Below are 22,924 nucleotides of genomic sequence, written 5' to 3' on the forward strand. Positions count from 1 at the left end.
AATGCGTGAAGTCGTAATCGTCGACAGTGTACGAACTGGCCTGGCCAAGTCCTTCCGTGGCAAATTCAACATGACCCGCCCGGATGACATGGCTGCCCACTGCGTCAATGCCCTGCTGGAGCGCACTGGTGTTGATCCGAAGATGATCGACGACTGCATTGTTGGTGCAGGTTCCAACGAAGGTGCTCAGGGCCACAACATCGGTCGTAACGTTGCTGTTCTGTCCAAAATGGGTATCGACGTTGCCGGTATGACCCTGAACCGCTATTGCTCCTCCGGCCTGCAGGCTATCGCCATCGCGGCTAACCAGGTTGCATCCGGTTGTTCCGATGCCATCGTTGCCGGTGGTGTTGAGTCCATCACTCTGACCGCCAAGAGCCGCAATACCGATCACTTTGTGAACCCGATTCTGGAAAAAGACTTCCCGGGCATCTACTACCCGATGGGTCAGACCGCCGAAATCGTTGCGCGCCGCTACAACGTGACCCGCGAGCAGCAGGACGCCTACGCGCTGCAGAGCCAGCAGCGTACTGCCCGTGCCCAGGCTGAAGGTCTGTTCGATGACGAAATCGTACCTATGGCGGTCAAATATCAGGTTCAGGACAAGGCCACCGGTGAAATCAGCATCGTTGATGGCGTTGTTGATGCCGACGACTGCAATCGCCCGGACACGACCATCGAAGGCCTGAACAGCCTGAAGCCGGTCTTCGCCGAAGACGGTTCCGTGACTGCCGGTAATGCTTCGCAGCTGTCCGACGGTGCTTCCATGACGCTGGTCATGAGTCTGGACAAGGCGCTGGAACTGGGTCTGAAGCCGCTGGCTTACTTCCGTGGCTTCACCGTTGCCGGCTGCCAGCCTGACGAAATGGGCATCGGCCCGGTCTACTCGGTGCCGAAGCTGCTGAAAGCCCGTGGCCTGACTGTTGACGATATCGATCTGTGGGAGCTGAACGAAGCCTTTGCTTCCCAGTGCCTGTACGCCCGTGACTTCCTGAAGATCGATAACGAGAAGTACAACGTCAACGGCGGTTCCATCTCCATTGGTCACCCGTTCGGCATGACCGGCTCCCGTCAGGTCGGCCATCTGGTCCGCGAACTGCAGCGTCGCGGCAAGCGCTATGGCATCGTCACCATGTGTGTTGGCGGTGGCATGGGTGCAACCGGCCTGTTCGAAGCCTATCGCGGCTGATCTGCGGGGCCGCGCAAGCGGCCCTGCGGGGAAAGGCGCCTGCCCTTTGGGACAGGCGCCTTTTTTGTTGCAGATTTAACGCTACTGTTACGGTGTGCGGTACAAACCCTTGTGGCACAATACGGGTTTTAATGTTGAGACGGAATACGTCCGGTGACGCTTCTGAGCGAGCTGCTGCACGAGATGGGTAATCATGGCCACTGAGCTGCGCCGGGTTGTCTTCGTGCTCCTGCCCGGCACCCACCCCGGCTGTCTGATGCCGGCACTGTCGGTCCTGCTGTCGGCCAATCGTATGGCTGAGGAACTGTGCTACCAGATTGAATGCTGCACCCTGGATGAGCAGTCAATGCGCGCTGCAGATGGTCTGCTGCTCCAGCCCTCTCCCCTCGAGCAGTGTGCACCCGGCTTCGCCCAGCTGTGGCTGGTGGCTGAACATCTGTCGGCGTCCGATCAGTTGCCCGACTGGCTGGCGCCACGGCTGCAGCAATGGCAGTCCGAGGGTGTGCTGATCGGCGGTCTGGAGGGCGGTGTTGCGGCGCTGGCCGCCTCTGGATTGCTTGACGGTGGGCAATGCGCGGTTCATTGGCGAATGGTTGACGAGTTTCGTGAGCGTTTCCCCGCGGTTGAGGCAGTCACCCAGTTGTTTACGCGTGAAGCTCAGGTGTGCTCCAGCAGCGGCGGGCAGGCCGGCACCGATCTTCTGTTGGCCATTGTCGCGCAGGAGCAGGGGCAGGATCTGGCAGCGCTGGTTGCGGAGGACCTGGTAATCGAGCGGACGCGCGATGGCAGCGAGCGTCAGCGCATGCCGTTGCGCAATCGGCTGGGCAGCAGTCATCCGAAGCTGACGCAAGCCGTGATCCTCATGGAGTCGAATATTGAAGAGCCGCTGACGACTGACGAAATTGCGCGTCACGTCTGCGTATCACGGCGCCAGCTGGAGCGGATTTTCAAGCAGTATCTTAATAGCGTACCGTCGCAGTATTACCTTGAGCTGCGCCTGAAACGGGCGCGCCAGATGTTGCTGCAGACCAGCAAATCCATCATTCAGATAGGGTTGTCCTGCGGCTTTTCGTCCGGGCCGCATTTTTCCAGTGCCTATCGTAATTGTTTCGGCGTCACACCGCGGGAAGATCGTAACCAGCGGCGCGCGCAGCAGGCTGCCGAGGGGTCAGCCAAAGACAACTGAGTTCGCCGCCGGCGGATTCATATTTATGCGCACCCGGTTGGGGCGCCATTGAAGAGAAAGGAGATGACAGTGTCAGCAACGGTCGGTCGGTCCGATTTTGATCGGGTGATGGTTCCCAATTACGCACCGGTGAATATGGTTCCGGTTCGCGGCGCGGGCTCGCGCCTTTGGGATCAGCAGGACCGAGAATACGTCGACCTGGCCGGTGGCATCGCGGTCAACGCGCTGGGGCATGCGCATCCGGCGATGATCGAGGCTCTGACCGAGCAGGCGCACAAGCTGTGGCACGTCTCCAATATCATGACCAATGAGCCGGCGCTGCGCCTGGCTGACAAGCTGGTGCAGGCGACGTTTGCCGAGCGGGTGTTCTTCGCCAACTCCGGTGCCGAGGCCAACGAGGCCGCGTTCAAGCTGGCGCGTCGCTGGGGGCACAATACCGGCGGCGCGCAGAAGCATCAGATTATCGCCTGTACCAACAGCTTCCACGGGCGCTCGCTGTTTACCGTCAGCGTCGGTGGCCAGCCCAAGTACTCCGAAGGTTTCGGTCCGGCGATGGGTGGTATCAGCCATGTGCCGTACCAGGACATTGCGGCGCTGGAAGCCGCCATGTCTGATGCGACCTGCGCCGTGGTGCTTGAGCCGGTGCAGGGCGAGGGTGGTGTGATTCCGGCCAGTGCCGAGTATCTGCAGGCCGTGCGCGCGCTGTGTGACAAGCACAACGCGCTGCTGGTGTTTGACGAGGTGCAGAGCGGCATGGGGCGCACCGGCAAGCTGTTTGCCTACATGCACAGCGGCGTGGCGCCCGACATTCTGACCAGCGCCAAGAGTCTCGGCGGCGGCTTCCCGATTTCGGCGATGCTGACTACCTCGGCCATCGCCGAGCATTTTGCGGTCGGTACCCATGGCAGCACCTACGGCGGTAACCCGCTGGCCTGCGCGGTTGCTGAGCGGGTGCTCGATATCGTCAATACCCCTGAGGTGCTCGGTGGTGTCGAGCAGCGTCATGAGCGCCTGCGTGGCGAGCTTGAGGCAATGGGGCGTGAATTTGGCGTGTTTTCGTCGGTGCGCGGCAGCGGTCTGCTGCTGGGCGCGGTGATGAGCGACGGCTTCAAGGGCAGGGCCAAGGATGTTCAGGCGCTGGCGCAGGAAGAGGGTGTACTGGTGCTACAGGCTGGTCCGGATGTAGTGCGTCTGGCGCCGAGCCTGATTATCGACGAAGCGGATATGGCCGAAGGCATGGCACGCTTGCGTGCTGCTCTGCGGCGGATGGTCGGCTAGACCTCGGGAGGTAAGTGGATGCTGATGCTGCGCTTGGGCAGGGCTGCGGACCTGCCTCAGATTGAACGCCTGGCGGCGGCCAGCCCGGTTGGGGTGAGTGCGTTGCCCGCCAGTCGCGAGCGTCTGGCTGAAATCCTTGGCGCATCCGAAGCATCCATGGCTGAGGGCGTTGTTTTCAGCGGCGAGGAGCGCTACTTCTTCGTGCTTGAAGACACCGAAACCGGTGTGCTGGCCGGGTGCAGCGGCATTATCGCCGCGTCCGGCTTCCGCTCGCCGTTCTACACGTTCCGCAACGAAATGTTTGTGCATGCCTCGCGCGAGCTGGGGCTGCACAACCGCATCCATGTTTTGTCGCTCTGCCATGACCTGACCGGGCACAGTCTGCTGGTGGGGTATCACCTGTCTGACGAATACCATCAGCCCGACGTAATGGAACTCAATGCGCGCGGGCGCCTGCTGTTCATGGCCAGTCATCCGCAGCGGTTTGCCGAGTCGACCTCGGTAGAGGTGGTTGGCATCAGTGATGAGCAAGGTCACGCGCCGTTCTGGGACGCTGTCGGCCGCCACTTCTTTGCTGTCAGCTATGCCGAGGCCGAGCGCATCGGCAGCGAGCGCGGGCGGGGCTATCTGGCGGAGCTGATGCCGGGCTATCCGATCTATGTGCCCATGCTGTCGGACGAGGCGCAGGAAGTGATAGGGCAGGTGAATCCATCCGTTCAGGATGTGTTTGACATCCTCATGGACGAAGGTTTTGAGACCGACAACTACGTTGACATCTTCGATGGCGGCCCGGTCGTGCATGCAAAGACGGCGTTGCTCAAGACCGTGCGTCACAGCGAGTTGGCGGTCGTTGAGCTTGGTGAGCCGCAAGAGGGCGACACCTTGTGGCTGGTTGCCAATACCAGGGTAGGCGATTTTCGTGCCTGTGCCCTGCATATGGATTGGCAGCCGGGCGCGCCGGTTGTTCTGTCTGCATTGACGGCGCAGGCACTCAAGGTGGCCACTGGCGATCAGCTGCGCCTGGTCAGGGGAGGTTGAAATGCTGGTAAGAGCAGCCTGTCAGCAGGATCTTGAAGGGCTTGTGGCGCTGGCAACCAGTGCCGGAGGCGGCCTGACCTCTCTGCCTGCCAGCGAAGAAAGGCTGCATGAGCGGCTGCTTCAGATCGAGCGCAGTTTCGCCGGTGCCGCGATGCAGGCCGATGCCGATTATCTGCTGGTCATGGAAGGCCCGGACGGCCGTATTGTCGGGTCCAGTGGCATGCTGGGTGCGGCCGGTCTGCGCGAGCCCTGGTACAGCTACCGGATGGGGCTGACTGTCGCAGCCAGCAGCGAGTTGGGCGTGTATCGGCAGCATCCGACGCTGTTCCTGGTCAATGACCTGACCGGCGCGACGGCGCTGTGCTCCTACTTTCTGGTGCCGGAATTTCGCTGCGGTGACTTCCCGCGGCTGCTGTCCAAGGCGCGCTTCATGTTTATGGCAGATGCACCACAGGAGTTCTCCGAGCGCGTGGTAGTCGAGATGCGCGGCGTTTCCGACGCCGATGAGCGATCACCCTTCTGGGACAGCCTGGGGCAGCACTTCTTCCGGATGGATTTTGCCCGTGCCGACTACCTGACCGGTATCGGCAACAAGGCCTTTATTGCCGAAATGATGCCCAAATTTCCGCTCTACGCCTGCTTTCTCAGTCAGGCTGCCCGTGATGCGATTGGCCAGGTGCATCCTGATTCGGAGGCTGGTCGGCTGGTGCTGGAAGAAGAGGGCATGCGCTATCAGGGCTACATCGACATTTTTGACGGTGGCGCTACGCTGGAAGCGCAGCGCGGCCAGATTCGTGCGATACGCGACAGCCGCACTCTGCTGTTGGCGATCGGTACGCCGGGGGATGAGGCGCAACCCTATCTTGTTTCCAATCGGGGGCGGGAAAACTGCCGCATGATTTCCGCGCCAGCCAGGGTGGCAGCCGGAACGCTGGTGGTTGCTGCCGAGTCCGCCGAGCGACTCAAACTGCGTGCAGGCACGCTGGTCAGAGCGGTTTCGCTGACAGGCTGAGCTGGCGCCGGCTTGCCCATCACGCTCCGTTGTTGAACTGGCTGGCCCTGCGGCGGGTCGAAATCTATGGTTGCCATAGTGAATATCAACGGAGCAGTTAATGCATAGTGCGCTCTGATGCCTATATAATGCGGCTCTTTGCCAGATTGCGCGCTCTTTTCGGGGCAACCTCTCCACGCGGCGCAGATCGCGACATGCTCCCGACGTTCAGCTGGCCGACCCGTCTCTGGTAAGGGAATTATGAAAAGCGCAGACATCCGTGAATCCTTCCTCCGTTTCTTTGAAGAAAAGGGCCACACCCGCGTTGCCTCCAGCTCGCTGATCCCGGCAAACGATCCCACGCTGCTGTTCACTAACGCCGGCATGAACCAGTTCAAGGACTGCTTCCTCGGGCTTGAGAAGCGCGCCTACACCCGCGCCACGAGCAGCCAGAAGTGTGTGCGTGCAGGCGGCAAGCACAACGACCTGGAGAACGTCGGCTATACCGCGCGTCACCACACGTTCTTTGAGATGCTCGGTAACTTCAGCTTTGGCGATTACTTCAAGCGTGACGCCATACATTACGCCTGGGAGTTTCTGACCTCGGACAAGTGGCTGAACCTGCCGCAGGAAAAGCTCTGGGTCACGGTCTACGCCAGCGATGACGAAGCCTACGATATCTGGACAAAGGAAGTTGGTGTGCCGGCCGAGCGCATGGTGCGTATTGGCGACAACAAGGGCGCGCCCTACGCGTCCGACAACTTCTGGGCGATGGGGGATACCGGACCCTGCGGTCCCTGCACCGAGATTTTCTACGACCATGGCGCCGATATCTGGGGTGGCCCGCCGGGCTCGCCGGAAGAGGACGGTGATCGTTATATCGAAATCTGGAACAACGTCTTCATGCAGTTCAATCGCACCGCCGACGGTGAGTTGCACCCGCTACCGGCGCCGAGCGTTGACACCGGCATGGGGCTGGAGCGCATCAGCGCGGTCATGCAGCACGTGCATGCCAACTACGAGATTGATCTGTTCCAGAACCTGCTGGCTGCTGCGGCCGAAGCTATCGGCTGCCCGCAGGATAATGCCGCGTCACTGAAAGTAGTGGCAGACCATATTCGTTCCTGCAGCTTTTTGATTGCCGACGGCGTACTGCCGTCCAACGAAGGTCGTGGCTATGTGCTGCGCCGCATCATCCGTCGCGCCTGCCGTCACGGCAACAAGCTGGGCGCCAAGGGCGTGTTCTTCCACAAGATCGTTGCGGCGCTGGTTGCCGAGATGGGTGAGGCGTTCCCTGAACTCAAGACCCAGCAGGCGCATATCGAACGGGTGCTCAAGACCGAGGAGGAACAGTTCGCCAAGACTCTGGATCAGGGCCTGCGCATCCTCGAGCAGGATCTGGCCGAGCTGAAAGGCAGCGAGATCCCCGGCGATGTTGTGTTCAAGCTGTACGATACCTACGGCTTTCCGGTTGACCTGACCGGTGATATCGCCCGTGAGCGCGATCTGACCATCGATGAGGCCGGCTTTGAGGCAGCGATGGAAGCGCAGCGCGAGCGCGCGCGTTCCGCCAGTCAGTTCGGGCTGGATTACAACGCCCTGGTCAAGGTGGATATCGAAACCCGTTTCCAGGGCTACGAAGGTACCGAAGGGCAGGGCACTGTTGTGGCGCTGTTCCGCGACGGCGAGCCGGTCGAGGTGCTGAACGAAGGCGACAAGGGTGTGGTCGTGCTGAATCAGACCCCGTTCTACGCCGAATCCGGTGGCCAGGTTGGTGACACCGGTTATCTGTCGGCCCCCGGCCTGCGCGCCGAGGTGTCGGATACCACCAAGGCGGGTAATGCCCATCTGCACCATGTCATCGTTCAGCAAGGCACTCTGCGTGCCGGCGAAGAGGTGCAAGCCACGGTCGACGCCGGCGTGCGTCAGGCCACCGCGCTGAATCACTCGGCAACTCACCTGCTGCATGCTGCGCTGCGCGAGGTGCTGGGTGATCACGTTCAGCAGAAAGGGTCGCTGGTCGACAGTCAGCGCCTGCGCTTCGACTTCAGTCACTATGAAGCGATCAAGCCCGAGCAACTGCGTGCTCTGGAAGACCGGGTCAACGAGCAGATTCGCCTGAACTCCGTCGTTGGTGTGGAAGTCACTGATATCGAATCGGCCAAGAACAAGGGCGCGATGGCTCTGTTTGGCGAGAAGTATGGTGACCAGGTGCGCGTACTGACCATGGGCAACGGCTTCTCCGTCGAGCTGTGCGGTGGTACCCACGTATCGCGCACGGGTGATATCGGTCTGTTCAAGATCACCGCAGAAAGCGGTATTGCCTCTGGCGTGCGTCGCATCGAGGCGGTGACTGGCACCGGTGCGCTGGCCTGGATTGCCGATACCGAGGAGCGGTTGCGCGAAGCAGCTGCTACCGTGAAGGGCAGTCGCGACAATATGCTCGATAAGCTGGCGGCGCTGGTAGAGCGCAGTCGCCAGCTGGAAAAGGAAGTTGATCAGCTCAAGGCCAAGGCTGCCAGCGCAGCGGGCTCGGATCTGGCAGCAGCAGCGCAACAGATTGGCGGTCGCACGGTGCTGGTTCAGCGGGTTGACGGTCAGGACGGTAAGGGGCTTATGGCGCTGGTAGACCAGCTGAAGAACAAGCTCGGTTCGGCGGCGATCCTGCTGGGCGGCGAGAGCGACGGCAAGGTCGTACTGGTCGCCGGTGTAACCAAGGATCTGGCCAGCCAGCTCAAGGCGGGTGACTGGATTCGTACCACGGCGCAGGCAGTCGGCGGCAAGGGCGGTGGGCGCCCGGACATGGCGCAGGGCGGTGGCACTGATGTCGCGGCGCTGGATCAGGCCCTCGTCGACGCCGTCAGCTGGGTCGGGCAGCAATAAGGGCAGCGCTCGGCTGAGCGCTGGTGCAATGGTCGGGGAACCGGCCTCTGGGTGAGGATAGACGTAGCAAAATGGCGCTTATTGTCCAGAAGTTTGGTGGTACCTCGGTCGGCAGCGTGGAGCGAATCCAGCAGGTCGCCGAGAAAATCAAGGGCTTCAAGGAGCGTGGCGACGATCTGGTTGTGGTGGTATCCGCCATGAGTGGTGAAACCAATCGTTTGATCGATCTGGCCAAACAGATTCAGGCTGATCCGGATCCGCGCGAGATGGACGTGATCGTTTCCACCGGTGAGCAGGTCACCATTGGTCTGTTGGCCATGGCGCTGAAGGCGATCGGTGTGGAAGCGGTCTCAATGACTGGTCCGCAGGTGCGTATCCTGACAGACAGTGCACACGGCAAGGCGCGTATCCAGCAGATTGATGATGCACGCATGCGTGCCGAGCTGGCTGCAGGTCGCGTTGTCATCGTTGCCGGTTTCCAGGGTGCAGATGAGACCGGTGCGATTACCACATTGGGGCGTGGCGGGTCCGATACCACCGGGGTTGCCCTGGCGGCTGCGCTCAAGGCCGATGAGTGTCAGATCTATACTGATGTAGACGGTGTCTACACGACCGATCCGCGGGTCGTAGAGTGCGCCCGGCGTCTGGATCGCATTACCTTTGAAGAGATGCTGGAAATGGCCAGCCTCGGATCGAAGGTTTTGCAGATTCGTTCGGTCGAGTTCGCCGGCAAGTACGCAGTGCCGCTTCGAGTGCTGCACAGTTTTAAAGAAGGCCCTGGCACCCTTATTACCCTTGAGGACAACGTATCAATGGAACAACCCGTCATCTCCGGTATTGCGTTCAATCGTGACGAAGCCAAGCTGACCATTCGCGGCGTGCCGGACACCCCCGGCGTCGCCTTCAAGATCCTCGGTCCGGTTAGCGCAGCTAATATCGAAGTCGACATGATCGTGCAGAACGTGTCGATGGATAACACCACGGACTTTACTTTTACCGTACATCGCAATGAGTTCCGTAAGGCAGAAGCTATCCTTAAGCAGGTGGCGGCTGAGATCGGCGCACGCGAAGTGGCGGCGGATGACAAGATCGCCAAGGTTTCCATCGTGGGTGTCGGCATGCGCTCGCACGCAGGTGTCGCCAGCAGCATGTTTGAGGCGCTGGCCAGGGAAGGAATCAACATCCAGATGATTTCGACCTCCGAGATCAAGGTCTCGGTCGTTATTGATGAGAAGTATCTTGAGCTGGCAGTTCGTTCGCTGCATACCGCGTTCGGGCTGGATGCTCCTGCCTCCAGTGATGCCTGACAGGTATTGCCGAGGATAGGCGGGCTGCCTGATACGGCCCGCTGCAAGGGCACGGTCTCTGGCTGCCGTGTCCGCCTGCGTTGCCTGCTGTCCGGGTTGCGTCAGGCTTTTAGCCGGTTTTTTGCAGAGCTGTGTCCTGATCATTAGCAAGGAGAAATGGAATGCTGATTCTGACTCGACGGGTCGGTGAGACCCTGATGGTAGGGGATGAAGTGACCGTGACTGTTCTGGGTGTCAAAGGCAACCAGGTACGTATCGGCGTCAATGCGCCTAAAGAAGTCGCGGTTCACCGCGAGGAAATTTACCAGCGCATCCAGAAAGAAAAGGACGAAGAACCAAATAACTAATTTTATTGAGTTTTTCGTTGCAATAATAAAATCGCGCGGGTAATATTCCCCGCGTGTTCGGAGAGGTGGCCGAGAGGCCGAAGGCGCTCCCCTGCTAAGGGAGTATACCTCAAAAGGGTATCGCGGGTTCGAATCCCGCCCTCTCCGCCATTTTATGAATTGCAGGCTTTGTCAGACGTTAGCTTTTGAATTCAAAAGAAAATATTTGACGATGTAGGAAAAGAGCCTATAATTCGCCCCCACACGCACTCGTAGCTCAGCTGGATAGAGTACTCGGCTACGAACCGAGCGGTCGGAGGTTCGAATCCTCCCGAGTGCGCCATATAAAGAACCCGCTGATTTCAGTGGGTTTTTTTTCGTCTGTACATCGATGTTAGAGGTGACAAGGCGGAAAAAATGCGTATAATTCGCCCCCACAACGCACTCGTAGCTCAGCTGGATAGAGTACTCGGCTACGAACCGAGCGGTCGGAGGTTCGAATCCTCCCGAGTGCGCCATATAGAAGACCTGCTGCTTTCAGCGGGTTTTTTTATGTTAGCCGCCAACATGGCGGATGACATGCTAGAAAAAGCGCTTATAATGCGCCCCCTCAACGCACTCGTAGCTCAGCTGGATAGAGTACTCGGCTACGAACCGAGCGGTCGGAGGTTCGAATCCTCCCGAGTGCGCCATACAGAAAACCCACTGATTTCAGTGGGTTTTTTTTGCCGTCACGAAAGTAGGGCTGAGCTCGGGGACAAAGCCTGATAGGCTTTGTTTTCATATCGCTGTGGCCTCCTGCTGCCGGGAGGCGTCGATTGGTAAACGCCCGCTGCGGGCGGGTCAGGAAGCCTTGCCATGTCGGATATCAACAGAAAGTCGCCGGAAAGCCTGCAGGATCGCCTCGAGCAGGTGCAGGAGCTGTTGAGTCGTCATCGTCTGGTCGAGGATCTGGTGCACAAGCAGGAGGGGCAGCATCAGGAGTTGGTTGAGCATCTGGTTCACCAGCAGAACCTGGTCGAGCTGCAGCGCAAGCTTGATGAGCTGCACCCGGCAGACGTTGCCTATATTCTTGAGTCCTTGCCGCTGGATGAGCGTCTGGCCGTCTGGCAACTGGTCAAGGCCGAGCGCGATGGGGACATTCTGCTCGAGGTGTCCGACGCGGTTCGTGAAACCCTGATCGCCGACATGGATAGCCACGAGATCATCGCGGCTGCCAACACCCTTGATGCGGACGAATTGGCGGATCTGGCGCCTGACCTTCCGCGCGACGTTGTCCGTGAGCTGATGGACAGTCTGGATGCGCAGCAGCGCGATCGCCTGAAGTCGGCGCTGTCCTATGATGAGGATCAGGTCGGCGCGCTAATGGACTTCGACATGATCACCATCCGTGATGATGTCAGCCTGGAGGTGGTCAGCCGCTACCTGCGTCGGTTTGATGCGCTGCCAGACCATACCGACAAGTTGTTCGTAGTCGATACCGAAGGTCTGCTCAAGGGCGTGCTGCCGATCAAGAAGCTGCTGGTCAGTTCTCCGGATGCGCTGGTTGTCGACGTCATGTCTGATGATCCGGTGATCTTTGATCCGGCCGATGACGCCGGTGATGCGGCGCAGGCGTTCGAGCGCTATGATTTGGTCTCGGCGCCGGTGGTCGACAATCTCGGTCGGCTTTGTGGGCGTTTGACCATCGACGAGATGGTCGACTATATCCGGGAAGAGAGCGAAGCGGAGGTGCTCAATGCTGCCGGTCTGCGCGAAGAAGAAGATATCTTTGCATCGGTCTGGAAGTCGGTCCGTAACCGTTGGGCCTGGCTGGCGGTAAACCTCTGTACTGCGCTGATTGCCTCGCGTGTCATTGGTCTGTTCGAAAACGCCATTGAACAATTGGTTGCCCTCGCGGCGCTGATGCCTATTGTGGCGGGCATTGGCGGCAACTCGGGCAATCAGACCATCACCATGATTGTGCGCGGGATCGCCACCGGCCAGGTGCAGGTTGCGCATGGGCGTCGTCTTCTGCGCAAGGAGGCAGGCGTTGCCCTGATCAATGGCCTGTTCTGGGGTGTGGTGCTGGCTGCCATAGCTCTGCTGCTTTACGGCAGCGTGCCGCTGGCGGTTGTGCTGATGGCTGCGATGACGCTGAACATGCTGCTGGCGGCTTGTATGGGGGTATTCATTCCCCTTATAAGGCTGCGCCTGGGCGGAGATCCCGCGCTGGGCTCCAGCGTACTGATTACCGCAATTACAGACAGCGGCGGCTTCTTTATCTTCCTCGGCCTTGCCACGGTCTTTCTGCTTTAGTGCAATTGTCTTTCTCTCCAGGGTGTGTCGCTTTGATTGCCTAAAATGTCACATCAGGATACATTAGGCCGTTTTTTCGTGTGGGAGGACTGTCGTGAGACAGCCTGATCTGCCAAGCACCCACTGACGTTATGCCAGCTATATAAGCAGCATGGATTAACCATGCCCAGAGTTGCGGGAGAGAAAATGGATTCTAATAACCTGGTTCTTGAAGGCGTTGAGCTGATGCTCCTCGGGATGGGGGCCGTCTTCAGTTTCCTTATTCTGCTGGTTGCCTGTACCAGCATCATGTCGGTCATTCTGTCGCGTTATTTCCCTGAAGCCTTGCCCGCGCCGAAGCCGGTACGCAAGAAGGCGAGCGCTGCTCCAGCCAGTGTAGACCCCGATGTGGTTGCCGCCATTGGCGCTGCCATCAAGCAGCACCGTGCGCGTCAACGCTCCTGATTCATCCGTTTCGCGGTTTTCACCATTAAAAATCAAATAAAGGCCATGACACTATGACCGATACCAAAAAGCCTTTGGGCATTACTGATGTCATCCTGCGTGATGCACACCAATCCATCCTGGCGACCCGCATGCGCCTTGATGACATGCTGCCCATCGCTGGCAAGCTCGACCAGGTAGGCTTCTGGTCCGTTGAATCCTGGGGCGGCGCGACCTTCGATGCCTGTATCCGTTATCTGGGCGAAGATCCGTGGGAGCGTATTCGCGCCCTGAAAAAGGCTATGCCCAATACCCGTCAGCAAATGCTGCTGCGCGGTCAGAACCTGCTGGGCTACCGCCATTACGCTGACGACGTAGTCGAGAAGTTTGTTGAGCGCGCGGCCGTCAACGGCGTCGACGTGTTCCGTGTATTCGACGCGATGAACGATCCGCGTAACCTGGAGACGGCGCTCAAGGCCGTCAAGAAGCAGGGCAAGCACGCGCAAGGTACCATCTCCTACACCACCAGCCCGGTGCATACCCTGCAGATGTGGGTGGACCTGGCCAAGCAGATCGAAGATATGGGCGCCGACTCCATTGCCATCAAGGATATGGCCGGCATTCTGAACCCTTATGTTGCCTTTGACCTGGTCAGCCAGCTCAAGTCGACCCTGAGTATCCCGGTGCATATGCAGTGCCACGCCACTGCCGGTCTGTCGACTGCAGCGATCATGAAAGCAGCCGAGGCGGGTATTGATAACGTCGACTCTGCTATCTCCTCGATGTCCATGACCTACGGTCATTCGCCGACCGAGTCTGTGGTCGCAATTTTCCAGAATACCGAGCGTGATACCGGTCTGAACCTGGAGCTGCTGGAAGAAGTGGCCGCCTATTTCCGTGAAGTGCGGAAGAAGTACGCCAAGTTTGAAGGCAACCTGAAGGGCGTAGACTCCCGCATTCTGGTTGCTCAGGTGCCGGGCGGCATGCTGACCAACATGGAAAACCAGCTGAAGGAACAGGGCGCCAGCGACAAGTTTGACGCTGTTCTGGCCGAGATTCCGCGCGTGCGCGAAGACCTGGGCTTCATCCCGCTGGTAACACCGACCTCACAGATTGTTGGCACTCAGGCGGTCATCAACGTTCTGACCGGCGAGCGTTACAAGTCCATCACCAAGGAAACCGCAGGCGTGCTCAAGGGCGAGTACGGTGCAGCGCCGGCGCCGTTCAATGCCGAGCTGCAGGCTCGCGTTCTTGATGGTGCCGAAGCCATCACCTGCCGTCCGGCAGACCTGCTGGAAGCGGAAATGGACAAGCTGACTGCCGAGCTCAAGGGCCTGGCCAGCGAGAAGGGGATCAAGCTTGCCGAAAATGAAATCGACGACGTTCTGACCTACGCCCTGTTCCCGCAGATTGGTCTCAAGTTCCTGGAAAACCGCGGTAACCCGGATGCATTCGAGCCGGTACCGACCGGTAACGAGCTGCCGGCAGGCGCCAAGTCGGCGGGTCCTGAGGCCTACACCGTTAGCGTCAATGGCAAGGAATATGTTGTCCAGGTCACCGAGGGTGGCGATATTTCCGGTATCAAGCCGCTGGGCGATGCAGCTGCTCCTGCCGCTGCTACTGCACCCGCCGGCGACGGCGAGCCGCAGGGTGCGCCGCTGTCCGGAAACATCTTCAAGGTTCTGGTTGCTCCGGGCGATCAGATCGAAGAGGGTGACGTTGTGATGATCCTGGAAGCGATGAAGATGGAAACCGAAGTGCGCGCCGTTCGCGGCGGCAGTGTGGTCTCCGTTAACGTCAAGGTTGGCGACGCAGTAGCCGTCGGCGACACGCTGCTGACCATCGGTTAAGGGGGAGATTAATGGATAAGCTCCTCCAACTGTGGCAGACCACGGGTATCTATCACATGGCCTGGGGTCAGGCAGTGATGATCGTGGTGTGCTTTGGTCTGATCTATCTTGCCATCCGCAAGGGTTTTGAGCCGCTGCTGCTGATTCCGATCGGCTTTGGCGGCATCCTGGCCAACCTGCCGGTCGCCAACATGGCCGAAGGTTCGGGCATCTTGCACATGATCTATGAAGTCGGTCTGCCGACCAGCGTGTTCCCGCTGCTGATCTTCATGGGTGTAGGTGCAATGACCGACTTCGGTCCGATGCTGGCCAATCCGCGCACGCTGCTGCTCGGTGCCGCTGCGCAGTTCGGGATCTTCGGCACCTTGCTGGGTGCGCTGGCACTGACTGCTGCAGGGATTCCCGGCTTCGAGTTCACCATGAAGGAAGCCGCATCCATCGCTATCATCGGTGGTGCGGACGGTCCGACCTCGATCTTCGTGACCTCGAAGCTCGCGCCAGATCTCCTGGGCCCGATTGCGGTTGCTGCCTACTCTTACATGGCGCTGGTCCCGCTGCTGCAACCCCCGATCATGCGCGCGCTGACCAGCCAGAAAGAGCGTGGCATTGTGATGACCCAGCTGCGTGTGGTGAGCAAGGCCGAGAAGATCATCTTCCCGCTGTTGCTGCTGATGCTGGTTGCCCTGCTGCTGCCCGATGCAGCGCCGCTGGTAGGCATGCTGTGCTTTGGTAACCTGATGCGAGAGTGCGGTGTGGTCGAGCGCCTGGCGGATACCAGCCGTAATGCGCTGATCAACATCGTTACCATCGCCCTGGGTCTGGCCGTTGGCTCCAAGCTGTCTGCGGAGTCCTTCCTGCAGCTCAAGACCCTTGGCATTCTGGTGCTGGGTATGGTCGCGTTCTGTGCGGGCACTGCGGCTGGCGTGTTGATGGCCAAGCTGCTGAACCTGTTCAGCAAGAATCCGATCAACCCGCTGATCGGTTCTGCCGGTGTGTCTGCGGTGCCAATGGCTGCCCGTGTATCCAACAAGGTAGGTCTGGAGACCAATCCGCAGAACTTCCTGTTGATGCATGCGATGGGTCCGAACCTGGCGGGTGTAATCGGCTCTGCGGTTGCGGCAGGCATCCTGCTCAACTTTGTTGGCTGATCGCTGCTTTGGCTGGAAATAAAAAACCCGCTCATTGAGCGGGTTTTTTGTTGGCGCTTGCTGCGCTGAATCAGATGTGCGCAGAGGCCAGGACTGTAATCAGGCCTGTTCGTTGGCCAACAGCGCCAGCAAGGCGTTTTGCTGGCGTCGGCTCATGTCTCGGAAGTGCGTCAGCAGCTCGCGTTCGTGCTGGCTGAGGCCTTCCGTATCCTGTGCGTTGAGCATCTTGCGCGAGGGCTGGTTTTGTTCAGGGAGCGTCGGCAGATCCAGCAGGCTGTGTTCCAGTCGCGCAATGATCTCCGAGTTCATGCTGCGGTGATGTTGCTTGGCGACATCTGCAATGCGGTCACGCATTCCCTGGGGTAGACGAACCACGAACTTGTCGGCGGTTCGGCTGGTGTACTGTTGGGTAGCTGTTTTCATGGGGCAATGATAATCGCTTGGCTGAAAAAATCGATGCTGGCCAAGTGCCGCAGATCAATGCGGAAAAGCGCGGCCAGGGCCATGGGTTGTCCGAATACAATCGTTATAGACAACATTTTTTCTATTGGTGCCCTAGTAGACCTTTTTTTTGCGTTTCAGGCTATAGGGTGACAAAAAATGTCTATGAAATGTGACGGGTTTACGACGAATGGCACTATGCTATTGCTTCGGTTTTGCCAGCGTTGCGCTGGAAATGCCAGGTATGCTTCAGGTAATATCTCGAACTCTCGATTAAATTCAACAGGTTGTGACATCACCTGCGACGTATTTGCGCTTGTAGCTCAGCTGGATAGAGCAACCGCCTCCTAAGCGGTAGGTCCCCGGTTCGAATCCGGGCTCGCGCACCATCTTCCTTTCCCCTGATTGCTGCCTGGCCCGGTCCGCGATCCGGCGGCTCGGGAACCCTGCCTTTGCCGATGGGTCGACTATTCTGCGTTTAGCTGGCATTGTTGCCGGCTAGTTATCTTCAGGGATTGTAACGGGAGCCTGCATGCCTCGCGCACTGACCGCCTTTTCTTCACTGTATTTCGCCACCCTGCTGATGCTGCTTGGCAGCGGTTTGCTGAGCACTTACCTGGGCCTGACACTGGCAGCCAATGGCGTCAGCGAACTGTGGATCGGTTTGTTGATGACGGGCTATTACGGCGGCCTGGTGATGGGGGCTTCGGTTGGTCACCGTCTAATCGCCCGGGTTGGTCATATTCGCGCCTTTGTTGCCGGTGCCGGGCTGGTGACGGCGTCGGTACTGTGCCACGCGCTGTTTGACAATGTGATTGTGTGGCTTGGGCTGCGGGTGCTGGTGGGCATGGCCATGATGTGCCAGTTCATGGTGTTGGAAAGCTGGCTGAACGAGCAGTCCGAGTCGCATCAGCGGGGCATGGTATTCGCCAGCTATATGGTGGTGACTTACCTTGGTCTGGTGCTGGGGCAAGTGGTTTTCGCTATCAAGCCGGAGCTTTCGCTGGATCATCTGCTGTATGTCGCCATGTGCTTTTCGCTCTGCCTGGTGCCTGTCGCTACCACCCGGCAGATCCACCCTGCACCGCTGCGCCCTGCGCCGTTGAAGGCGAGGTTGTTTCTGCAGCGTATTCCTCAGGCGCTGACCACTATCGGTGTCGCGGGGCTGATGATGGGGGCGTTTTACGGTATGGCGCCTGTATACGCAAAGTCTATGGGGCTGCCGACATCGGAAATTGGTATGTTCATGGCGGTGACCATTTGTGCCGGGCTGGCGGCGCAATGGCCTGCCGGCTGGCTGTCCGATCGGATTGATCGCAGCCAGTTGATTCAGGTGAGTGCGATGGCGCTGACCGCAGTGTCGGTGGTCATGGCGATTGGTCTGATGCCGGCCGGCGGTCTGATTTTCATGACGGCGATATTCGGCCTGATGGTGTTTACCCTGTATCCCATGGCTGTGGCGCTGGCCAATGACCATGTTGAGCCGGATGATCGGGTGCCGCTGTCGGCGATGTTGCTGGTGACCTTTGGTCTGGGTGCGAGCGTGGGGCCGCTGGTCAGTTCAGGGCTTATGAAGTGGCTGGGCCCCGGTATGCTTTACGTATTTATGGCTGCCTGCAGTGCCATTCTGGTCTTCAGGGTGCGGTCTGCCGCAGTCACCGGCGATCATCTCGTGGAGGCCGCGCCGCTGCAGTTCATGCCGGCGGCCGGCAACCTGGCCAGCTCCCCATTGGCAGCCGCAATTGATCCCCGGGTGGAGGAGAGTGCGGTAATCGAGCAGATGCAGGACGAGGTGGTGGTCGAGGAGTCTGCGGCAGCAGACTCCGGGCTCGACGCTGATCAGGATGATCATCGACCTGGCTAGAACAGGTCTTCCTTCTCGAGACGGCGCGCTTCGCGCTGGAGATAGTTGACGAAGCGGTCGATGCTGCGCTGGGCCTGCGCGGATTGCAGCTTGAACATCAGGCCGGCGTGGGTTTCGTTGGCTTCCTCTCGGAATACGACGTGGCGAACTTCAACGGTGACACTGACACGGCCGACGTCAGGCAGATGGAGCACGCTGCTGCTGTACTCTTCTCCTGGCTTCAGTGATTTGCTCCGGTCGCCCTCCAGGCGCACCTTGCAGCCGGTGGCAGACAGGTCCATCAGGTAGCTTGTGAAGCGCCGATCCCGGTCGGGAGCGGCTATTTCAACGGCAATATCGGCAGTACGCCGCACGCTGGCACGGAAGGCGCCGCGTTTCTGGTGATAGATCAGCTCGTCCGGCAGCGCAAAGGCGTAAGCAGGAGCGTCGTCAAGCATGACCTTACTGGCGCCCGGGCAGCTCCAGCGCATGTGTATGCCTTCATGCCAGGCATCAATCCTGAAGGATTCGCCCTGACTGGCGTAGCGGTCGCCCTCGCGGGGGATCATTTCGTCAATCCACATCGTTCCCTTGTCGGCATCGACGTTGACGATAAAACTTTGAAATTTTTGTGCCCGGTCGGTGAAGCTGATGGTCAGCGCGTCTCGAGCCCGCATCAGGGTACGTAGCAGAGAAATTATCTCAACGGGGGCGCGCACCTCTCTGGGCGGCTGGGGGCCGGTTTCTTGTGAAAACAGGTTGGACACGTCGGCTTCTCGTTATGATTCGTAACAGCAGGCACAACTATACCGCGAGGTTGGCGGCAATGATATTCGTGATCAGGCCTTGCTCAGGTTTCGAGTAATGCCGGAGCGGCTGCGATTGCCGAGTTGATCATAGATGCCGCTACCCGGTTCGCCCTGATTGCGCAGCAGATCAAGCATGGTGCGAGTGCTGTGCTGGCTGTGGTGAACAAGGCGGGCGTTGCGATCATTGGCCTGCTTGCAATTGGCCAGCACCTCAAGGAACTGCTGGTAGCCCTGCTGGAGCTGGGGGTCGCCCGCCTGTTCGATGTGGGCGGCCAATTGATCTTGCGAAATGTTGTGGGTCTGACAGTAGTGCCTGATTGCCTGGTCGTGAACAACCAGCGCGTCTGCAAGGCTGCGCTTCTGGGCTAGCAGGGGCTCGAGCATGGCCATGTCCTGCCGGGTCAGGGCGTCGCGTTCCTGTTCAAGCAGGTCCAGATAGTGCTGGCAGTCCTGTTCCGCCGACTCGAAGCGTTCTTGCAGTGGGTGCATGGCTTATCTCCTGACCGAGGCTGCCCCTTGGCGGGGTTAGTCGAAGAGTACAGCCAGTGTCGATGTCTGACTACTGGCTATCAGCTTTCCAGATTCAGCAGTTTGTCTGCAATACGGCTGCTGTCAGCCTTGTAGCTGCCATCGGCAATGGCTTGCCGGATCTGGCTGACACGCTCGTTATCCACTTCGGGCAGCTCGCGCAGCTTCTCTTCGATGGCCTGCAGTTGCTGGGCCTGAGCGCTCAGGTTGACTGATGAAGTGCTCTCTGTCGACTTGGCCTGGCTAGCCGCAGCCTGAGTGCCAGACTCGCTGACCGAGCTTGCTTCACGCTTGCCTGCCGCACCGCCAGCCTGGCTGCTGCGACCGGCGCCATTCGGGCCGTTGGGCGAGTTGAAGTCGATGACCATGATGAATTCCTCAAACTGTAAAATCTTCTCTAGCCGCTGTAACGGCAGCCGGAAGGAAAACTTTAGGAAAAAATAGTGTGAAGACCGTCACGGCGTGAGAGGCAGCGCCCGGCAAGCGGAAAACGCTGTTGCCGTGCATGATCACATTCCTGCTTCTACCTGTCCAGGGCCGGTTACCCGGGCCCTTATGACCCGGTTGGAGCGCGTGTTACGCACGCGAATCTGGGCGCCGAGTGTACCATCTTCCAGCGCCTCTCCAGGCATCCGAACGTTGACACTGCTGTTGCCGGCGCTGATGACTACCTTGTCGCCACGCTGTATCAGCCGATTCTGCTCCAGCTGGGTATGACTCAGGACGGTATTGGCGCTGACGTTGCGCTTGAGCTGCATGCCTATAGCCTGGGCCGGGTCGAGCAGGTAATTGCTGTTCAGCAGGCCGGTATCACGCTCGGCCAGGCGAATGTCCTGCGCACCGATGACGCCGCCCCGTGATAACGGGCGGCTGCTTACCACTACCTGTTGGTAGAGGCTGACCTGGGCCTGCACAAACAGCCGCCAGGGGGAAGGACCGTCACAGGTTACCCTGACGGTGACCCGGCCGATCGGGATGTCCGGGCTCTCCAGGCGAGCCGAAAGGGCGTCCTCGGCGCATATCGGCAGGCGCAGGCGCTGATCGAGCCTGTTGATGCGAACCTCATGGCGCGGGTCGCCGCCCAGGGTCTGCGCATAATCGCTCACTTGCTGCTCAAGATATTGGCTGGTCACGCCGATAAGTTGGTCAATGAGCGGGTTTGCCTGTGTGGGGGCGGAAAAAAATATCGCCAATACCGCGCACCCGGTGATAAAACGCATACAATTACCTACAAACAGTTGGGTGATGTCCGTCAGATTAACGTCGTCTGCTGATGGACCTGCACGAAACATGCCGTTTCACCCGATGCAAACATGAGGAGCAGTCCATGGCTGGTGTGATGGATTCAGTCAATCAGCGAACCCAGCTGGTTGGCCAGAACCGACTCGAACTGCTGCTGTTCAGGCTGGCCGGCAATCAGCTGTATGGCATCAACGTTTTCAAGGTCAAGGAAGTGCTGCAATGCCCTCGGCTGACGGCGATGCCCAAGCTGCATCCAGTCGTTCGCGGCGTAGCTCACATCCGTGGCGGCACACTGCCGATCCTCGACCTCAATCGCGCCACCGGCGGCCCCGGGCTGGACAACCTTGATACAGCATTCGTGATCATTACCGAATACAACTACAAGGTGCAGGGCTTTCTGGTGCGTTCGGTCGAGCGCATCGTAAACATGAACTGGTCCGAGATTCATCCGCCGCCAAAGGGTACCGGTCGGGAGCACTATCTGACAGCAGTCACCCGGGTTGATAATCAGATGGTCGAGATTATCGATGTGGAGAAGGTGCTGGCAGAGGTAGTACCCACCAACGAGAAGATTTCCGATGGTGTCATTGATGCGGAGTCCCAGGCCGATGCAGTAGCCCGGACGGTTCTGATCGTGGACGACTCATCGATCGCGCGTAAACAGGTGGCGCGTTGCCTGCAGGAAATCGGTGTCGAGATCGTAGCGCTGAATGACGGTCGCCAGGCGCTGGATTGGCTGAAGGCGAGGGCTGATCAGGGTGAGGATGTCAGTCAGTCTCTGCTGATGATGATCTCCGATATCGAGATGCCGGAGATGGATGGCTACACTCTGACCGCTGAAGTGCGTAACGATTCGCGCATGAACAAGCTGCATATCATGCTGCATACGTCGTTGTCGGGGGTGTTTAACCAGGCAATGGTCAAAAAGGTCGGTGCGGACGATTTCCTTGCCAAATTCAAGCCGGATGATCTGGCGCAGCGGGTGATCGAGCGCTTGCGTTCGTTGCGCGGTGACGCTGATGGTCAGGCCTAGCAAGATGGTTTTAACTGAGACAAGGCAGGCTTCGTGACTTTGGCAAATCAGGATTTTCAGCTGTTCCGGGACTTTCTGGAGAAGGCCTGCGGTATTGTGCTGGGCGACAACAAGCAGTATCTGGTGTCCAGCAGGCTTAATCGGCTGCTTGAGCAGGAGGGTATTGCCAACCTCGGCGAGCTGATCAAGCGCATCCAGGCCCAGCCGCGTGGCGGCCTTCGTGAGGCGGTCATCGATGCCATGACCACCAACGAAACCCTCTGGTTTCGTGATGTCTATCCGTTCGAAGTGTTGAAAACCCGGTTGATTCCGGAGTTCATCAAGAGCTCTCCAGGCCAGCGTCTGCGTATCTGGTCCGCTGCCTGTTCCTCGGGTCAGGAGCCCTACTCGTTGAGCATGGCAATCGACGAGTTCGAGCGTAGTAATCTGGGCCAACTGCGTGGTGGTGCCCAGATCGTGGCAACCGATCTCTCCGGCGGCATTCTCAATGCCGCCAAAAAGGCCGAGTACGACAGCCTGTCTGTTGCGCGCGGCCTGTCGCAGGATCGCCTGGCCCGCTATTTCGACCAGCTCGGTCCGGGGCGCTGGGCGGTCAAGCCGGCTATCCGCAATCGTGTCGAGTTCCGAGCACTGAACCTGCTGGACAGCTACTCGATGCTGGGCAAGTTTGACCTTGTCTATTGCCGCAACGTGCTCATCTATTTCTCTGCCGACGTGAAGAAAGACATTCTGCGACGAATTCACGCCACACTTAAGCCGGGCGGATATCTCATGCTCGGGGCCTCCGAGGCGCTGAACGGACTGCCGGAGCTGTACCAGATGGTCCAGTGCAGCCCGGGGATTGTTTACAAGGCCCGTTGAGGGCGTTTCCTCCAGTTCGGCACCCGTGCGCACCATCCTCCCAAGCCGGCATATTTCTGCCGGCTTTTCTCTTGCCGCCAGCCTTCCGAAAACCGGTTTGTCTTGCCGTTTGCCGGTAAATCATTGCCGCTTTTCTGGCGCCCCATGCCTAAGTTACTGAAATAAAAAGAACTTAATATTTGGCACGCTGATTGCTTAGCTGTTTGCAGTGACGTTTTTTGGTCGACGGACCGAAACGAGGAAGGTAGCA

The 22,924-nt window shown here is 59.1% G+C and carries 20 protein-coding genes and 5 tRNA genes; 20 read left to right on the forward strand and 5 right to left on the reverse strand.

What is annotated here, in order from left to right:
• Position 1: 1 nt before the first annotated feature.
• The 16 genes from ACZ5WQ_RS01300 (at position 2) to ACZ5WQ_RS01375 (ending at position 15,917) form a co-directional block, all read left to right on the forward strand.
• Positions 2-1,189, forward strand: a complete 1,188-nt coding sequence (locus tag ACZ5WQ_RS01300) for a thiolase family protein (protein ID WP_228247593.1) — start codon at positions 2-4, stop codon at positions 1,187-1,189.
• A 193-nt stretch (positions 1,190-1,382) separates the two neighbouring features.
• Positions 1,383-2,375, forward strand: a complete 993-nt coding sequence (locus ACZ5WQ_RS01305) for a GlxA family transcriptional regulator (RefSeq protein ID WP_464382973.1) — start codon at positions 1,383-1,385, stop codon at positions 2,373-2,375.
• 108 nt (positions 2,376-2,483) lie between these two features.
• Positions 2,484-3,653: an aspartate aminotransferase family protein gene (locus ACZ5WQ_RS01310; RefSeq protein WP_464383681.1), complete on the forward strand. Its 1,170-nt coding sequence runs from the start codon at positions 2,484-2,486 to the stop codon at positions 3,651-3,653.
• An 18-nt stretch (positions 3,654-3,671) separates the two neighbouring features.
• Positions 3,672-4,691 (forward strand): arginine N-succinyltransferase, encoded by a 1,020-nt coding sequence (locus ACZ5WQ_RS01315; protein ID WP_228247590.1) that lies wholly within the window; start codon positions 3,672-3,674, stop codon positions 4,689-4,691.
• A gap of 1 nt (position 4,692) precedes the next feature.
• Entirely contained in the window at positions 4,693-5,703 is a 1,011-nt protein-coding gene (gene astA, locus ACZ5WQ_RS01320) for an arginine N-succinyltransferase (RefSeq protein WP_338213015.1), read from the forward strand.
• 240 nt (positions 5,704-5,943) lie between these two features.
• The gene (alaS, locus tag ACZ5WQ_RS01325) at positions 5,944-8,565 is read left to right on the forward strand and encodes an alanine--tRNA ligase (RefSeq protein WP_464382974.1); all 2,622 of its coding nucleotides are present in this window, start codon (positions 5,944-5,946) and stop codon (positions 8,563-8,565) included.
• 71 nt (positions 8,566-8,636) lie between these two features.
• Positions 8,637-9,872, forward strand: coding sequence for an aspartate kinase (locus tag ACZ5WQ_RS01330; protein ID WP_228247588.1), 1,236 nt, complete (start codon positions 8,637-8,639; stop codon positions 9,870-9,872).
• A 161-nt stretch (positions 9,873-10,033) separates the two neighbouring features.
• Positions 10,034-10,219, forward strand: coding sequence for a carbon storage regulator CsrA (csrA, locus tag ACZ5WQ_RS01335; protein WP_083724804.1), 186 nt, complete (start codon positions 10,034-10,036; stop codon positions 10,217-10,219).
• Between the two features lie 59 nt (positions 10,220-10,278).
• Positions 10,279-10,369, forward strand: a tRNA-Ser gene (locus tag ACZ5WQ_RS01340).
• Positions 10,370-10,464: 95 nt separating this feature from the next.
• A tRNA-Arg gene (locus ACZ5WQ_RS01345) sits at positions 10,465-10,541 on the forward strand.
• A gap of 98 nt (positions 10,542-10,639) precedes the next feature.
• Positions 10,640-10,716: transfer RNA gene (locus ACZ5WQ_RS01350), tRNA-Arg, on the forward strand.
• A gap of 97 nt (positions 10,717-10,813) precedes the next feature.
• Positions 10,814-10,890: transfer RNA gene (locus ACZ5WQ_RS01355), tRNA-Arg, on the forward strand.
• Between the two features lie 166 nt (positions 10,891-11,056).
• On the forward strand, positions 11,057-12,496 hold the full coding sequence (gene mgtE, locus ACZ5WQ_RS01360) for a magnesium transporter (protein WP_228247283.1): 1,440 nt from the start codon (positions 11,057-11,059) through the stop codon (positions 12,494-12,496).
• Positions 12,497-12,682: 186 nt separating this feature from the next.
• Positions 12,683-12,940 (forward strand): OadG family protein, encoded by a 258-nt coding sequence (locus ACZ5WQ_RS01365; RefSeq protein WP_088276722.1) that lies wholly within the window; start codon positions 12,683-12,685, stop codon positions 12,938-12,940.
• 53 nt (positions 12,941-12,993) lie between these two features.
• On the forward strand, positions 12,994-14,769 hold the full coding sequence (oadA, locus tag ACZ5WQ_RS01370; protein ID WP_464382975.1) for a sodium-extruding oxaloacetate decarboxylase subunit alpha: 1,776 nt from the start codon (positions 12,994-12,996) through the stop codon (positions 14,767-14,769).
• An 11-nt stretch (positions 14,770-14,780) separates the two neighbouring features.
• Positions 14,781-15,917, forward strand: coding sequence for a sodium ion-translocating decarboxylase subunit beta (locus ACZ5WQ_RS01375; protein ID WP_228247281.1), 1,137 nt, complete (start codon positions 14,781-14,783; stop codon positions 15,915-15,917).
• A gap of 99 nt (positions 15,918-16,016) precedes the next feature.
• Here the strand turns inward: ACZ5WQ_RS01375 and ACZ5WQ_RS01380 are convergent, their stop codons facing one another.
• A complete protein-coding gene (locus ACZ5WQ_RS01380) occupies positions 16,017-16,340 on the reverse strand; it encodes an Arc family DNA-binding protein (protein ID WP_233049306.1) in 324 nt (107 codons plus the stop codon).
• Positions 16,341-16,670: 330 nt separating this feature from the next.
• Between ACZ5WQ_RS01380 and ACZ5WQ_RS01385 the strand changes: the two genes are divergently transcribed.
• A tRNA-Arg gene (locus tag ACZ5WQ_RS01385) sits at positions 16,671-16,747 on the forward strand.
• A gap of 143 nt (positions 16,748-16,890) precedes the next feature.
• A complete protein-coding gene (locus ACZ5WQ_RS01390) occupies positions 16,891-18,222 on the forward strand; it encodes an MFS transporter (protein ID WP_464382976.1) in 1,332 nt (443 codons plus the stop codon).
• Here ACZ5WQ_RS01390 and ACZ5WQ_RS01395 read toward each other — a convergent pair.
• The 4 genes from ACZ5WQ_RS01395 to flgA form a co-directional block, all read right to left on the reverse strand.
• On the reverse strand, positions 18,219-18,878 hold the full coding sequence (locus ACZ5WQ_RS01395; protein ID WP_464382977.1) for a flagellar brake protein: 660 nt from the start codon (positions 18,876-18,878) through the stop codon (positions 18,219-18,221). The two genes, ACZ5WQ_RS01390 and ACZ5WQ_RS01395, sit on opposite strands and share 4 nt — an antisense overlap.
• Positions 18,879-19,040: 162 nt before the next feature.
• A complete protein-coding gene (locus ACZ5WQ_RS01400) occupies positions 19,041-19,499 on the reverse strand; it encodes a flagella synthesis protein FlgN (RefSeq protein WP_464382978.1) in 459 nt (152 codons plus the stop codon).
• Positions 19,500-19,579: 80 nt separating this feature from the next.
• On the reverse strand, positions 19,580-19,906 hold the full coding sequence (gene flgM, locus ACZ5WQ_RS01405; RefSeq protein WP_228247276.1) for a flagellar biosynthesis anti-sigma factor FlgM: 327 nt from the start codon (positions 19,904-19,906) through the stop codon (positions 19,580-19,582).
• Between the two features lie 141 nt (positions 19,907-20,047).
• Positions 20,048-20,644: a flagellar basal body P-ring formation chaperone FlgA gene (gene flgA, locus ACZ5WQ_RS01410; RefSeq protein ID WP_464382979.1), complete on the reverse strand. Its 597-nt coding sequence runs from the start codon at positions 20,642-20,644 to the stop codon at positions 20,048-20,050.
• 221 nt (positions 20,645-20,865) lie between these two features.
• Between flgA and ACZ5WQ_RS01415 the strand changes: the two genes are divergently transcribed.
• Both ACZ5WQ_RS01415 and ACZ5WQ_RS01420 read left to right on the forward strand, forming a co-directional pair.
• The gene (locus tag ACZ5WQ_RS01415) at positions 20,866-21,813 is read left to right on the forward strand and encodes a chemotaxis protein CheV (RefSeq protein WP_269687708.1); all 948 of its coding nucleotides are present in this window, start codon (positions 20,866-20,868) and stop codon (positions 21,811-21,813) included.
• A gap of 33 nt (positions 21,814-21,846) precedes the next feature.
• Positions 21,847-22,674: a CheR family methyltransferase gene (locus ACZ5WQ_RS01420; RefSeq protein WP_088276702.1), complete on the forward strand. Its 828-nt coding sequence runs from the start codon at positions 21,847-21,849 to the stop codon at positions 22,672-22,674.
• The last annotated feature ends 250 nt before the right edge of the window (positions 22,675-22,924 follow it).

The organism is Halopseudomonas sp. T1L2, from assembly GCF_055397385.1.